Here is a 13944-nt window from a genome sequence, read left to right on the forward strand (position 1 = left end):
CCCACTACGATGAACAGCGTGTATAAATCGTTCATTATATCTGCGGTGATAGTCCTGGTCCTCGCATCCGCCGGGTGTGAGGAATTGCCGTCCGGCGGAGACTTCGGCGGGTCCGGCTCCCTTTCGCCGGAGACAGAGGAGACACCGGAGAACAATCCGGGGTATCTGGTCCCGGCAACCCCTTACCCCACCGCAACAGGCGGTATGGCCAGCCCCACGCTCAGCAAGTCACCGGCGGTCACGCCGACGTCGGACCCTTATGTGACCCTCTACAACCAGACGACACCGTTCAATCTCACTCATTCGACGGATGCCTTCTCTTTTGACCTGACCGCGCCTCCGCTCCTCATTGACTTTACGGTGGAGCCGAAGATGGTCGAGCGGGAGAAATACGGTACAAGCGACTACGGCAGCAAAAAGGAAGGCGTCTTCAAGCAGCGTTATCCAAGCGAAGATTCGTGGTTTACCGTGACGGTCAGGGACCGGGAGTCCGGCGAGATTGTGGCCGAGAACGGATTCGGGAAACTTTTCAGTACCGATACCCATAAAGAGGTCTATATCGGTCGGTCTGGAGACTACCTGATCCAGTTCTCCGGAAATGAGGTGACGGTGCATATCCTGGTGCGCGCAGGAGGGGTTTAGGTCCCAGGTGCCGCCCCTTCAGGAACCCGGCCTCTATCGCTGTAAATCCCGGTACCTGCCGCCTCCTGCTCCCCTTCTTTACAGTGTTTCGTCCTTCCCGGTGAGCAATCCTTTTTAACCAGAACAACCCAGATAGTAGGGAAAGGCACTCCTTCCTGTGTCCCGGTAGGGTAGTGGATATCCTAGAAGCCTGCGGAGCTTTTGACCCGGGTTCAAATCCCGGCCGGGGCGCTTTCGGTTTTTCATTTTCGACCCTGTGAACTCCTGTTTCTGAAATTGAGCCCCGTTCGTTGCTATCCGATACGATACCGTCTCATCGGCCGGGCCCCGGTGCGTCCTCCAGAAACCAGCCGCATGGGGCGCCTCTGTCATCCCACTGATGAAGACGGAGAACGGCGGAGGTCCGGGTTCACCACCGGACCCTTTTTTATAGTAGCACGGTGATAAGCCCCGGATCGAGAGTGATAGGAGCATGAAAGGCCTGGCAATGTTGCGGATCGGAGAGATCGGATGGATCGAGAAAGACAGACCCGCCTGCGGTCCAAGGGACGCTATCGTTAAACCACTGGTGCTGGCGCCCTGTACCTCCGATATCCACACCGTCTGGGAAGGAGCAATCGGAGACCGGCATAATCTCATCCTGGGGCACGAAGCGCTCGGGATTGTGGACGAAGTGGGAAACGAAGTCAGAGATTTCAAACCCGGCGACCGGGTCATTGTACCGGCCATTACTCCGGACTGGGACTCGGAAGCCGCCCAGCGCGGGTTCCCTTCGCAGACCGGCGGGCCTCTCGGGGGCTGGAAGTTTTCAAATTTCAAGGACGGGGTGTTCGCTGAATTTTTCCACGTGAACCTGGCGGATAACAACCTCGCGCATCTGCCGGAGGGCATGTCCCCGGAAGCAGGGGTTATGCTTCCGGATATGCTCAGCACCGGTTTCATGGGCGCCGAAAACGCGCGAATCGAGATCGGGGCTACCGTGGCGGTCATAGGAATCGGACCGGTCGGCCTCTCCGCTATCGCCGGTGCAAAACTACGGGGGGCCGGAAGGATATTTGCCGTCGGCACCCGGCCTGCCGCCGTTACCGTAGCGAAGGAATACGGGGCTACGGATATCATCAGTTATAAGGATGGGGATACCGCAGACCAGATCCTTGATCGGACCGGCGGAGCGGGCGTTGACGCCGTGATCGTCGCCGGCGGCAGTCCTGATATTCTCATGGACGCGGTGAAGATGGCGAAAGCCGGGTCCGTGATCTCGAACATCAACTACTTCGGAAAGGGGGTCGGGGAACAGGATATCCTACCCATTCCCCGTGCCGGGTGGGGTTTTGGTATGGCGAGCAAAGATATCGCGACCGGACTCTGCCCCGGCGGGCGGGTGAGAATGGAGAGGCTGGCCGAGGTGGTGATGCACGGGCGCATGGACCCCGCACTCATGGCGACGCACGTCTTCAAGGGTTTCGATAAACTGGAGGAGGCCCTTCTCCTGATGAAAGAGAAGCCCAGAGACCTGATTAAGCCGGTCGTTCTCGTGGAGCAGTGATACCCGAAGGATTCTTGTTGTCCGGTACTTCCCTGCGGCCTCTCGTCCCGGGTGCATACTCCCGGAGAAGGGAGCACCGCGACTCCCGTACGGGCCGTTCTCCCCGGACCGGGCACATCGGGCGTGAGGCCGGAACTCAGGCCTGCCGCGGTCCAGGGGAAGCTTCCGGCGACATTATGGGAGTAGAACAGCACCCGCCGGAGCCGTCCGGAGGTAACGCCTCTTCTGCATGCTTGAACGGAAGATCCGGAATCTTTCCTGGAAGGAATCACGCCAGATGCCGGATCTCTGCCGTAATTATAAAGAAATACATATGAGAGGTGGAATCGCGAAGCCTGTAAAGAGCGTGCTCCCATCTATAGGAGCATGTCCCCCACTTCAGTGGGGGGTAGTTGACGGTACCTTCTATTCTCCCGTATTGCACAACGATCTCACGGAGTAGATACCCCGTGAAATATCGCGCGATATGCGAGAGGGGCTAATACCGACATCCTTCTGGACTTTTATCCGGATAGTCCCCGGATCCAACGGACGGACGGTAATATTGTACCTTCCCGTTGCTTCCACCGAAAAGCCGGGGTGATAGGGAATATACTCCCCTTCCGGATGCATGAGTTGAAATGTATCTTTGAAAATGGTCTGCGAACCGTTTCTGATTGTTACCTCTACACTTTCCGGCCCAAGCGCATCGAGAACCCATACCTGGTATTGTGTGTCTTTTACGAGGTCGACCTGAACGTCGGCATCGCGGGATATATCGGCGCAGAATATCGTATCTCCACAGAAAAAATAATGGTAACCCGCCGTAATCAAGACTATCAAAGCGAGCAGGATTATGTAATCCATTATTTTTCCATTGCGGGGCTCTTCTGATGAGATCATTCTCTTCAGGCTCTTCTCCAGAGAACGCAATTATTCCCTGAGGCGATAACCCTTTGCTTCCATGGAGTGCGGTTGCCAGAGTACCATGATGTGATTCGTCCCCCGGTACTTACGATTCAGGAGGAGAGCGATGCGGGCGGTAAAAAGGCGGGGCCGGAGACCGGTATCAGGCTGAGACCGCCGTGAGGCTTCTGTGAAGGGATAGGCGGGCGGGATCGGGATACACCGAAAAACTCATGCTTAAAACCGATATATCCGTTGCCCGTACCTCGTGGTGGCCGGTATGCCTTACGGCCACGACTGGGCGGTATCCGACGTGACCGGAGGAGGGTGTATTCTTATGGCTGACTTCCTGATCGTTCTCATCCTGTCCGGTATCGCCATTGCGGGAGCGGCGATCACGCTACGCTACCGTAGCGTTATGCGTGCCGTCCGGGAGCGTATCGAGAGCCTGGGGAGCCGGGTGGTCCGGACGGACTGCGGACCGATCGAATATGCCCGGGCAGGGTCCGGGTACCCGGTGCTGGTCGTCCACGGCAATGCGGGCGGGTTCGACCAGGGGTTGATGCTCGCCGACCGGTCCATCGGCCCGGAGTTCCAGGTCATCGCGGTCTCAAGGTTCGGCTACCTCGGCTCGCCCATGCCGCCGGAGGCAAGCGTAGCCATCCAGGCGGATGCCTTTGCCTCTCTGCTGGACTCTCTCGCCATCAAGCAGGCAGCCGTCGTCGGCTACTCGGCAGGGTCCGTCTCGTCGATCCAGTTTGCCCTGCGCCACCCGGAGCGTGTCTCGTCTCTCATCCTTGTCGAGCCCGTCGCACCGGGAAAGGGCCCGGTCATGCCGAAGCCTATATTCACCGTCTTCTTCCGGAACGACTTCATCTACTGGGCAACGATTACCTGTTTTCGGCAGGTCGTGCAGGGGGCATGGGCCGGTGTTCCCGGGGGAAAAAGACTCACCCCGGGGGAAAAGGCCGAAGTCAGGTCGCTGTTCGCGAGCCTCCTCCCCGTCAGCGCCCGGGTCGACGGAAATTCTTTGAGATCTATGTCTCGACCCCCGGACTGCTCAACGCCGATAAGGGCAACGAATATCCGTTCGGCAGGATCAGGGTGCCCACGCTGGTGGTCAGCGCCGTGGACGATCCGCTGGCTCTCCACGAGAATGCCCGTGCCCTGGCGGAGAGAATCCCGGGTGCTCGCCTCCAGACCCTGCCCGGCGGCGGCCATATGCTCCTCGGGCAGTACGGAACAGTTAAGCAGGGGATCGCGGAGTTTCTGCACAATAACGTGGCTTCGCTGCAGCAACCCCGCGAAAGTGCAGGGAGAGAGGGTCATGACTGAGGGCAGGACGACGACGGCAGCCTCGGGCCGCTACGCCCCCGTGCCGGAGGTCGGGCGGGCATGAACGGCGGTCCATCCGTTACAAGATCGCCCCCGGCGTTCTTTCTCCTGACTTTTGTCCTCTCCGTCCCGTTCCTGCTGTTTGCCCGAACACCCCTTCCGGGGCCGTTCAACCTCCCCGCAAGTTCGCTCATGTTCGTCTGCCCGTTTATTGCGGCCTCGATTCTGGTCCGGCGGGAGGAGGGGCCCGGCGGTGTCACACGGCTGCTCGCGAGAGTCGGCGACTTCCGGAAGATCAGAACGATCTACCTCCTCACCATCATCCTCCTGATGCCGGGGGTCATGTTCCTCTCCTACGGCGTCATGCTCTTTCTGGACCGGCCGCTCCCTGCCGATCCGTACGTACTGTATCTCATAATCCCGGTCTTCGTTCCCCTCTTCTTCATCGCTGCCGCAGGTGAAGAGGCAGGCTGGATGGGGTACGCCGCCGATCCCCTGCAGGAGCGGTGGAGCGCTCTTGCGACCGCCCTGGTCCTCGGGTCGGTCTGGGCGGCATGGCATCTCCTCCCGTGGCTCCTGCTCAACACTCCAGTCTGGGCGGCGGGGCAGGCTCTCTTCACGCTCGCGCTGCGGATCATCATCGTCTGGATCTACAACAATTCCGGGAGAAGCGTCTTTGCGGCGACCCTCTTCCACACCATGACGAACGTCAGCGAGTTCTCGTTCCCGAACTACGGCTCGCATTACGACCCGGTCGTCTCGGGTGCGATCACGGCAGCGATTGCCGTGGTTGTGACGTATCTCTGGGGCCCGAAGACGCTGGCCCGGTTCAGGTGGCGTTCACAGGAATAAGACCGATCTTTCTTCAAGCAGGCACCGGACCGCAACATTTTTAATTAGGTATAACAAAACTAACAATAAGTGTCGGTTATGGCGGCGAGAAGAGAGCACCTGTTCGAAGTGTTTAACTGCCTGATCGCCATCAAAAAAGAGTGTTCCAGTCAGATCTTTACAGAATGCGGTCTTGTGGATATAACGGTGAAGCAGGTCGCCTACTTGAGAGCAATCGACGAGCACACAGACGTAACGTTCAGCAGACTTGCCGAGATCACCGGGACCTCAAAGCCCACCGTCACGGAGATGATCAATAAATTCGTGCGGATGGAGTGCGTGTACAGGGAACGGTCTTCAGCCGACGGGAGAATCGCGTACATCCGTCTGACCCGAAAGGGGCGGATGATAGCAAAAGCCGAACAGAACACTTTGAACCGGATGATCGAGAGGATGATACAATCGCTCGACGATGATGATGTCGACCGCCTGATTGAGATCCTTGGAAAGGTCAGATAATTTTTGGCCCGGGATAGTTAGGATAATAAAAACTAAATGATTGAGAGAACCATGCACTCGCCACTACCAGATATCACTGCCAGAGAGACCATGGTCATACCGCTCTTTGAGGCCGTGGTCTATCCAAAGAGCCGGACAAAGTTCAAGGTCGACGCGGCCACCGGAAAGGCGCTGCTCACCGCGGCGAACGGAACCGAACCCGTATACGCGGTCGGGCTCTCCATCCGGAGCGGCACGGACCCAAAAGCGGTCTCGCCCGAGACGCTCTACCCGACGGGGAGCCTGCTTGAGATAGCGCACGTGCAGCCTGCGGATGACGGCTACCTGATCTTTGGAGAGGCCGTCATGAGGGTAAAGGCCGTTCGCCTCTCTGCGGCGGACGGGCTCTTCTCCGCCGTCTGCGAGCCTGTTCTGGATATACCGGACCTCGACGAGGAGACACAGACCAGACTCCTCGCGGACAGCCGTGCGGTTCTCCGCGAGATCAGCGACCACTTCCAGGGCTCCGAACAATTCACCCGGCCCATCGAGAAGATGGACTCCATCGACCAGATCATGGGGTTCGTCATGCCGTTCCTCCCGGTGGACCTTGCCGATAAGCAGGAACTCCTCGAAACGGCCTCTGTCCGGGGACGCTACACGAAGTTCCTCGACCTCCTGGCCCGGGTGAAGGAAGGCATCGAGGTCCGGATCGATGTGGCCAGAAAGACGTCCGAGAAGGTCAACAGGGCGAATCGGGAAGCGATGCTCCGGGAGCAGCTCAGGGTTATCCAGGAAGAACTCAACGGAGACGACGGCGCTTCCGGCAACGACGGATACCGGGAGCGGATCGAGCGCTCGACGATGCCCGAAGAGGTGCGGAAGAAAGCGCTCGTCGAACTGAAGAAACTTGAAACGGGCGGCAGCCAGCACCACGAGAGCCAGGGGATCCGGAATTACCTTGACCTCCTGCTCGACCTGCCCTGGACGGTCGAGGAGAAGAAGGCGATCGATATTGAGGAGGCCCGGCGCGTGCTCGACAGCAACCACAACGGTCTTGAGAAAGTCAAGGAGAGGATCATCCAGCACCTGGCGGTCATGAAACTCAAAGAGGAGAAACAGGGCTCGATCCTCCTCCTTGCAGGCCCGCCCGGCACCGGGAAGACGAGCCTCGGAAAGAGCATCGCCGACGCCCTCGGCCGGAAGTACGTCCGGATCAGCCTCGGCGGGATCAAGGACGAGGCGGAGATCCGGGGGCACCGGCGGACCTACGTCGGGTCGCTTCCCGGGCGGATCATCCAGGGCATGAAGCGGGCCGGGACGAAGAACCCCGTCTTCATCCTCGACGAGATCGACAAGCTCGCCTACTCGAACTCGGGGGACCCGGCAAGCGCCCTCCTCGAGGTCCTCGACCCCGAACAGAACAGCACGTTCTCGGACCACTACCTGGAAGTCCCCTACGACCTCTCCGACGTGCTCTTCATAGCGACGGCGAACTCCCTCGCAACCATCCCGGCGCCGCTCCTCGACCGGATGGAACTCATCGAGATCTCGGGCTACACGAAGAACGAGAAGTTCGCCATCGCAAAGGACCACCTTGTCCCGAACACCCTCGAAGAGCACGGCCTCACCGCGGATCAACTCAGGTTTGAGGACGAAGCCCTGACGGCGATCATCGAGAACTACACCCGCGAGGCCGGAGTCCGGGCGCTCAAGAAGCAACTCGCCCGGACCGCACGGTTCGTCTCGGAGAAGATCGTATCGGGGACCGCCGATCTCCCGTTCGTGGTGACGGCGGATCTGCTCCCTGCGATCCTCGGGAGGGAGACGGTCCGGCAGGACGTTGCCCGGAAGGAGAACCCGCCCGGCGTCGTCACCGGGCTCGCATGGACGCCGGTCGGCGGGGACATCCTCTTCATCGAGGGTACGTTCATGCCCGGCAAAGGGAGGCTCACGCTGACGGGCCAGCTCGGCGACGTGATGAAAGAGTCCGCACAGATCTCGCTCAGCCTTGTCCGGTCGCGGTTTGCGGCCGGTGCAGCAGGGTTCGACTTCGCCGGAAGCGACATCCACATCCACGTGCCGGCGGGGGCAACCCCAAAGGACGGCCCCTCGGCGGGCGTGACCATCTTTACGGCCCTCGCCTCCCTCATCACCGGGAGAGCGGTTGACCCGACGACCGCCATGACCGGGGAGGTGACGCTCTCCGGCGCCGTCCTTCCGGTGGGCGGGATCAAGGAGAAGGTCCTCGCCGCACACCGGGCGGGTATCAGGAAAGTCATCCTGCCGCAGGAGAACGAGCAGGACCTCCAGGACGTGCCCGAAGATGCCCGGCGCGACCTCGCCTTCGTCCCGGTGGAGACCGTCGAGGAGGTCCTCCGTGAGGCGCTCGGGGTCGACCTCCCGCGGCCCGCCGTCGTGCCCTATGCCGGCCCCCGGTTCGTCCCGGCGCACAACCTGTGAGCGGGGCGGCCCTTCACCCCCGCCGCCCGGCCTTCCCGACTCCCTTTTTTTAAGCATCCTCTCGATGCCCCACCGGCCCCGACCAAGTTCTTCCTCCAGCACCTCCACGGCGCCCCGTTTTGTCATCCCGGACTCGATCAGCCGGGTGAACCGGTCCGTCAGCGCCGCTGCATCGTCGGCAGTCCAGGGTTTGCCCCGGTTCCCCGGCACGCCGGTCCGGGGAGCCCGGAGCGATGAGAGCAGGCAACCGCGTTCGACGTCCCAGAGTTCCTTTACCTTCAGGTCGAAGACCGGCCGGGAGATCTCAAACCCCGTTGCCCGGCGGTTCAGGCCGATGGCCGCCCTCGCCGTCGAGAAACCGCCAAGGAACAGGTCGCAGATGAGGTCCCCCTCGTTGCTGCTGTACTGCAGCATCTTGACGAGCAACTCCATAGGCAACTCGTTCTTGTTCTTTGCCTTTCCGGGTTTGTACTCGCGATTGATGGTCCAGACGTCTTCACGGTCCCGGTAGTTCAGCGACCCGTTCCGTGGGGACTTCTCCCCGGTCCCGGTAGTTCAGCGACCCGTTCCGTGGGGACTTCTCCCCGGTCCCGTACCGCGACTCCAGGTTGAACGTCCGTTCGCCGCCGGGTTTCTCGTAGAAGAGGATGTGGTAGTGGGAGGAGACGTATTTCCGGCTGGTGTAGATCCCGAAGTTGTACTTCCAGATGATGTGGTTGACCTCCCGGAGCCCGGTCTCGCGCAGGGCATGGAGGACCTGATAGAGATTTGTGTAGCCCGAGACGATGTAGATCGAGCCCCCCGGCCTGAGGATGCGTTCGGCTTCCTGTATCCAGTTCCAGAGGATCTCCCCGTATTCGACCGCCGGGACCTCGACATACCCCCCGACGACGAAACCCTCGTCCCGGTTGTAGTGCCGGTGCAGCCGGTCGCCGTTGATGCCGTAGGGGGGGTCGGTGATGATCAGGTCGACCGTATCGTTCGGGATATGCTCCCTTGCCCCGACGATGCAATCGCCGTTGTAAAAGATGTTGCCGTTTATTTCCACAGACCTCATGATCCTCTCCTGCGGCACCCGTCGCGGCTCTATGGAGGAGTATAGACCGTCATGGACTATATTGGTTGTACAACGGGCCGGTTTTTGTGCGGGGGAGGAGGCCCGTGCGGCAGGAGTCCGCGCCGGGGAGGCGATCGGAAACATACTTGGGATCGCGGTGCCCATCAGGGCCTGCTGGAGGGATTACGGCATGCAGCAACTGACGGAGATGGGCCGGCTCAGGGATCGATTCGTGGGGGAGTGGGATATCGAGGTGAACCTCTCCATGCCCGACGGCAGCGTCATGAAGGGCCGGGGCACGGCCGCGGTTCGGGAGGCTGCCGGCGGTGAGGGCATCCGGAGCGACCTTCGATTCACGCTCGATGGAAAGCCTTACACGGAGACGGATCTCTGGCGTTATGAACCTGAAGAGGAGACGATCCACATGATCGGATCGGGCTCCGACGGGACCGTGCACGACCACGCCGGCGGGTGGAAGGATGCCGACACTCTGGAACTGCACTGGCAGGGCCGCGAGGGGGGACAAGAGGCGAAAGAGACGATCACGGTCGCGTGGGAGTCCCCCGACACCGTCCGCATCCGGTCGGAGACGACGGTGGACGGAAAGCCCGGACCGGTCATGGACTCGGTGGGACGAAGACGGAAGGGGTAGGCGGTTCGGGCCGTGGGTCGGTGACGGCCCGTATCCGCGATGACCCCAATTCCCGGCATCGTCCGATCCGGGACGGCAGCCACGGAGCAGAGGGAGTTACAGCCCCGCCCGGGAGAGGATGGTATCGGCCACCTGCCCCGCGCTTGTGAAGGGGAAGTCGTCCGGCTTTAAGAGGGCTCCCGCTTCACCGGCGGTCATCTCCACGTCGCCAGCCTTGCATTTAGTTGCCGCTCCCATCGGGAACGCGGCAAGGAGGGCCTCGGGCGTCTTGATTGGGAACTTCGCGCCGGCAAGGGCCCCTATGATCTGGGTACGGATCTCTTCTTTAACGCTCATTGTTTTCACTCCAATACTTCGGCGACATACCGGGCGGTCGTCCGGCGTCGGTTGCCTGTTCCGGTACAGGCTCTCCGGTGGAACACCGTCCGGGTATGAGTCTCGCCGATCTTCTCGTTGGATAGTTAGAATAATATAGATATCCGTCATTAAACTATACAACATCCCTGTGCTACACTTCCATAACTGGCTGAGGCGATCCAATGACCGACGGAGCAGAAGACTACAACCAGGATATCAAAGAGGTTCAATCCGAGATTGCAGGTCTCAGGAGCGAACTCCGGCGTTTCATCGAGCAGGCAAACAAGCAGCAGGTCGATTCGGTCCTCGATGGGCTCCGCAAGGAGTATGCAGGGGTCTTCATCGAGCAGCATCTCTCCGACGCCGACCAGAGGCTCCAGGAGCGGATGATCCGGAAATGCCCGATGCGTGAACGGTGTTATGCCGCGTTCTACGAGTTTCTCAAGGCCTCTGCAGAGCATATCAGGGACGGAGAGGTGAGCGAAGCGGTCATCCAGTCCTACCGGGACCGGCTCGCAGCGATGCGCAAGGGAGGAAAGTTCGACACCTGCTCCACCTGTTTTACCGAGACGAACCGCCTCTTTGAGAAACAGATAGAGTTGATGCGTTCCCTCGGGATCTACCGGAGCAGTCGGGAGGCTTCTATGTCCATCGCGGACCTCTCGGAAGAGGCCGTAGTTCAGGGCATCCTGGAACCGCTTGCAAATCGGCATCGTTTCCGGATCGTACAGGCGCTCGCCGCCGGGGCACAGTCGTTCTCGGCTCTTTCGGCCCTGACTGATCTGAGAGGAGGGAACCTGCTCTTTCACCTCAAGAAACTCCAGGACGCCGGGCTGATCCTGCAGCGGCACGAACGGGGGGACTACGTCATCACCGGGAAAGGCTACACGACGCTCAAGGGTATCGTCACCCTCTACACCAACCTGCAGCCGTAGACAGACGGCAGGGCACCCTGCCCCAGGGTCGGCGGAGAAGACGCGGTTACGGTAAAAATCGGAGATATTGCAGGAGGTCAGAAGTATGTTCCGCTCGTCTCGAACGCTGCCCTGCGATCGTGAGCCATCTGCAGCAACTGTTCTTCCGCTTCCCGATCTCCGAGAATGTACTTCTTCCAGAGCTCGGTATACGGGTCTTCGGGCACGACGATGATCCCTTTATGCTCCGCGACCCGGTCCAGGATGAGCGCCGCCGCTTTATCGACGGGATACGCATCGTCGGGGATTCTCAGATCGCCGTGAGCCTGTCCGTCGATACTCTTGTTGAAGATCGCCGTCGCGATGTTCGCCGGGCAAATGGTCGAGAAGTGGAGCCCTTTCTCCGCGTACTCGTACTTCAGGCACTCGGTAAGGCCGGTGACGCCGTACTTCGTGAGGGAGTAGAGCGCCTGGAACGGAGGCGGAACGATGCCCGCTATCGAACTGGTGTTCACGATATGGCCGAACCCCTGGTTGAGCATGATCGGTACGGCGGTATGGACCCCATAGATGACGCTCCAGATGTTCGTCTCAATGATCGTCTTCCAGTCGTCGAGGGTGGCCTGCTCAAACGGTATGGTGCCCCCGACGCCTGCGTTGTTGAAGAGAATATCCAGCCTGCCGGCCTCTGCCGCCGCGCCTTCGATCCCCTTCTGCACCTGCTCCAGTTTCGTCACGTCCATGATGAGCGGACGTACCCGGTCCCCGTATGCGGAGAGCTGGCCGGCGGCTTTTGCAACCTTCTCACGACTCCGTCCCGCCATGTAGACGATTGCTCCCCGCTTTAAGAGTTCTTCGCTCACGGCATACCCGATCCCGGAGTTTGCACCGGTTACAATGCAGACTTTGTCCGTATAATACTCTGAATCAACCATATTGATCTCCTGTTCATTCGATGACTCTGGCACCCATAGCATGAAGGACGGCGCTTCCTTCAATCAACGCCGCCTGAGTTATCTTTTTCACGGGAAGAGAAGCGAGACTGTTGATGATGTGGTACTGGGCCGGGTTCTGCATCGGGGTCTGCTCAATCCATTTGAGGCTGCCCGTTCCAGCCTGAACTGTCTCCACCTCAATACCCTGAGGATAGAGGACGAACTGACTTAACTCCGCACCCGGTGCACCGACTTTCGGGATATATCTCCACCCGAGGGTGCTCACGGACGCGAACTGCGACTTCAGCGCATCCAGATCCCGCCCGGTTATCGGCCCAGCGGCAACGAAATCCATGGTGAGGAAGGTGTTTCCCTCATAGCTGACGGTCGTGGCATAGTGGGGCCTTACGATGTGCAGGTCTTCGATATCCGCATAGATCTTCGGGATGCCGGTCTGCTCCCGTCCTCCGAGGATGGGTGCGGTCCTGTTCTCCCAGACCACCAGTGTGTATGCACCGTCGAGTTCATCCTTCTTTCCGTGGAAACGGACCGGTGCCGCCACGTTGATCAGGTTGTACTGGCCGCCGTGCATCCAGTTGATCTCGGTGAACTTGTTGAAGGCAACCTGCACTTCGGGGGCCAGGAGTTCGAACCCTTCCGGAATATAGTTTTCAAGAAGGTCTCTCTCGGTCTCGTAACTGATGGCCAGAGCCGTGGCTCTCTGTGTGACTAGGGCCTCCGGGTCGAATTTGCCGCCCCCGAAGTGGACCGGCATCAAGTATGTGAAATCATCCTTCGGTCGGAACATAGATACCTCCTATCTGCTCCGTATCACCCTAATGAATTTATATTTTTTGCAATTGTGCTACCAGGATCTCGGGTTTTCAAAAAACCTCCCGGCGCGGCAATCGCGTCGATGAGATCAACGGATATCCGGAAAAACAGGTACGGAACATTGCGGAGAGTTGATCCAAATTGAGCGATGGGAAGAGCCGGCTGCCGTGACGGAAGCCTAAAACATAACTATAAATAGGTCCTGGAGTCTAAACAAAATATTTACCTGAACGACTTTATTTAGGTATCTATTGCCGGATATCCCGGAGGGCATGAATTTGGTATTTGACAGCCAACAGAACGAGAGAACCCCTTCAAAACCGGGAAGGGAGGCCGACCTCTCCCTCGAAGTCGTCATCCTGCTCGTCTTCGGGGTCTTCATGCTCCTCTTCGGCCTGCTCCTCTTCTGGATTCATATGGGAACTCTGCCGTACTCCCCGGACAGCACCTACGGACTCTTTCTCGTGCTCGTCTCGTTTCAGATCGTCACGATGGGAAAGACCCCGTTCGGCGATCTCCGCCGTTCGTGGCCGGTCATCGCGATCGGGATCTGCACGGCGGTCATCGGGATGCTTGCCTGTTTCGTTCCCGGCCTGCTGGCCGAACCGGCTCGTATCCTCGTCGGGGTCATGCTCTTTGTCGGCGGGATCGCTCTCCTCCTGCAGTTGTTCTTCTCCGCAGAGAAAGCCAGAACGTGGATGAAGGTTCCCGGGATACTGCAGCAGCTGACGTTTGCCTGTCTCCTCGTGTACGTGATGTCGATAATCCTCGGCCTCGTCACGCTCCTCCCCGGCATCACGACCGACCGCGAGACGGCGGTCCTCCTCATCATCTACGGCATCAGTATCTTCTACCTCTCGTGGTGTATTCAGAAAACGATCCGGCTGTATCCTCCGGCCGAGACGAAAACGCCGGTGGGATTAGAATGACCCCAGACAGCCCTCATGCAACCGGCGGCCCCGGGCTGTTTAAGGAGGCATCCCTCCCCCTCTCGG

The 13944-nt window shown here is 59.6% G+C and carries 14 protein-coding genes, 1 tRNA gene and 2 pseudogenes; 11 read left to right on the top strand and 6 right to left on the bottom strand.

The features are described 5' to 3' along the window. Window positions 1-9: 9 nt before the first annotated feature. The 3 genes from BRA42_RS06900 to BRA42_RS06910 all read left to right on the top strand — a co-directional run bounded on the left by BRA42_RS06900 (window position 10) and on the right by BRA42_RS06910 (window position 2188). Window positions 10-642, top strand: a complete 633-nt coding sequence (locus tag BRA42_RS06900; protein ID WP_292406595.1) for a hypothetical protein — start codon at window positions 10-12, stop codon at window positions 640-642. Between the two features lie 159 nt (window positions 643-801). Continuing rightward, window positions 802-873: transfer RNA gene (locus BRA42_RS06905), tRNA-Arg, on the top strand. 241 nt (window positions 874-1114) lie between these two features. Beyond that, window positions 1115-2188 carry an NAD(P)-dependent alcohol dehydrogenase gene (locus BRA42_RS06910; RefSeq protein ID WP_342770364.1) on the top strand — a complete coding sequence of 358 codons (1074 nt, stop codon included), beginning with the start codon at window positions 1115-1117 and terminating at the stop codon, window positions 2186-2188. A 405-nt stretch (window positions 2189-2593) separates the two neighbouring features. Here BRA42_RS06910 and BRA42_RS06915 read toward each other — a convergent pair whose 3' ends face one another. Further along, window positions 2594-3100: a hypothetical protein gene (locus tag BRA42_RS06915; protein ID WP_342770365.1), complete on the bottom strand. Its 507-nt coding sequence runs from the start codon at window positions 3098-3100 to the stop codon at window positions 2594-2596. Window positions 3101-3491: 391 nt separating this feature from the next. Between BRA42_RS06915 and BRA42_RS14530 the strand changes: the two are divergent. From BRA42_RS14530 to lon, 5 genes and pseudogenes are all read left to right on the top strand, one after another. Continuing rightward, window positions 3492-4073, top strand: a pseudogene (locus tag BRA42_RS14530) (alpha/beta fold hydrolase); the annotation flags it as partial. Next, a complete protein-coding gene (locus BRA42_RS14535) occupies window positions 3995-4408 on the top strand; it encodes an alpha/beta fold hydrolase (RefSeq protein WP_394339215.1) in 414 nt (137 codons plus the stop codon). The pseudogene BRA42_RS14530 and the gene BRA42_RS14535, both read left to right, overlap by 79 nt. Window positions 4409-4468: 60 nt before the next feature. Beyond that, window positions 4469-5260: a CPBP family intramembrane glutamic endopeptidase gene (locus BRA42_RS06925; protein WP_292406606.1), complete on the top strand. Its 792-nt coding sequence runs from the start codon at window positions 4469-4471 to the stop codon at window positions 5258-5260. A 78-nt stretch (window positions 5261-5338) separates the two neighbouring features. Beyond that, a complete protein-coding gene (locus tag BRA42_RS06930; protein ID WP_292406608.1) occupies window positions 5339-5758 on the top strand; it encodes a MarR family winged helix-turn-helix transcriptional regulator in 420 nt (139 codons plus the stop codon). Window positions 5759-5794: 36 nt separating this feature from the next. Beyond that, on the top strand, window positions 5795-8200 hold the full coding sequence (lon, locus tag BRA42_RS06935; protein ID WP_342686079.1) for an endopeptidase La: 2406 nt from the start codon (window positions 5795-5797) through the stop codon (window positions 8198-8200). A 354-nt stretch (window positions 8201-8554) separates the two neighbouring features. Here the strand turns inward: lon and BRA42_RS06940 are convergent. Both BRA42_RS06940 and BRA42_RS06945 read right to left on the bottom strand, forming a co-directional pair. Next, a pseudogene (locus BRA42_RS06940) lies at window positions 8555-8716 on the bottom strand (DNA methyltransferase); the annotation flags it as partial. Next, window positions 8697-9257 carry a DNA-methyltransferase gene (locus BRA42_RS06945; protein ID WP_342772109.1) on the bottom strand — a complete coding sequence of 187 codons (561 nt, stop codon included), beginning with the start codon at window positions 9255-9257 and terminating at the stop codon, window positions 8697-8699. The pseudogene BRA42_RS06940 and the gene BRA42_RS06945, both read right to left, overlap by 20 nt. Before the next feature lie 61 nt (window positions 9258-9318). Between BRA42_RS06945 and BRA42_RS06950 the strand changes: the two genes are divergently transcribed. Next, window positions 9319-9909 (top strand): DUF1579 family protein, encoded by a 591-nt coding sequence (locus BRA42_RS06950; protein ID WP_342686080.1) that lies wholly within the window; start codon window positions 9319-9321, stop codon window positions 9907-9909. Between the two features lie 96 nt (window positions 9910-10005). Here the strand turns inward: BRA42_RS06950 and BRA42_RS06955 are convergent, their stop codons facing one another. After that, window positions 10006-10245: an MTH865 family protein gene (locus BRA42_RS06955; protein WP_342686081.1), complete on the bottom strand. Its 240-nt coding sequence runs from the start codon at window positions 10243-10245 to the stop codon at window positions 10006-10008. A 203-nt stretch (window positions 10246-10448) separates the two neighbouring features. Between BRA42_RS06955 and BRA42_RS06960 the strand changes: the two genes are divergently transcribed. Further along, entirely contained in the window at window positions 10449-11201 is a 753-nt protein-coding gene (locus BRA42_RS06960; RefSeq protein WP_292406619.1) for a winged helix-turn-helix domain-containing protein, read from the top strand. Window positions 11202-11278: 77 nt separating this feature from the next. On the opposite strand, the gene BRA42_RS06965 is transcribed toward BRA42_RS06960, so the two are convergent. Together BRA42_RS06965 and BRA42_RS06970 are read right to left on the bottom strand one after the other, a co-directional pair. Continuing rightward, window positions 11279-12115, bottom strand: a complete 837-nt coding sequence (locus BRA42_RS06965) for an SDR family oxidoreductase (RefSeq protein WP_342686082.1) — start codon at window positions 12113-12115, stop codon at window positions 11279-11281. A gap of 13 nt (window positions 12116-12128) precedes the next feature. Beyond that, window positions 12129-12923 carry an acetoacetate decarboxylase family protein gene (locus BRA42_RS06970; RefSeq protein WP_342771680.1) on the bottom strand — a complete coding sequence of 265 codons (795 nt, stop codon included), beginning with the start codon at window positions 12921-12923 and terminating at the stop codon, window positions 12129-12131. A gap of 298 nt (window positions 12924-13221) precedes the next feature. On the opposite strand from BRA42_RS06970, the gene BRA42_RS06975 reads away from it, so the two are divergent. Further along, window positions 13222-13878, top strand: a complete 657-nt coding sequence (locus BRA42_RS06975; protein WP_342772110.1) for a hypothetical protein — start codon at window positions 13222-13224, stop codon at window positions 13876-13878. Window positions 13879-13944 lie beyond the last annotated feature (66 nt).

It is taken from the genome of Methanoculleus sp. UBA374 (genome assembly GCA_002508705.1).
Classification (GTDB): domain Archaea; phylum Halobacteriota; class Methanomicrobia; order Methanomicrobiales; family Methanoculleaceae; genus Methanoculleus; species Methanoculleus palmolei.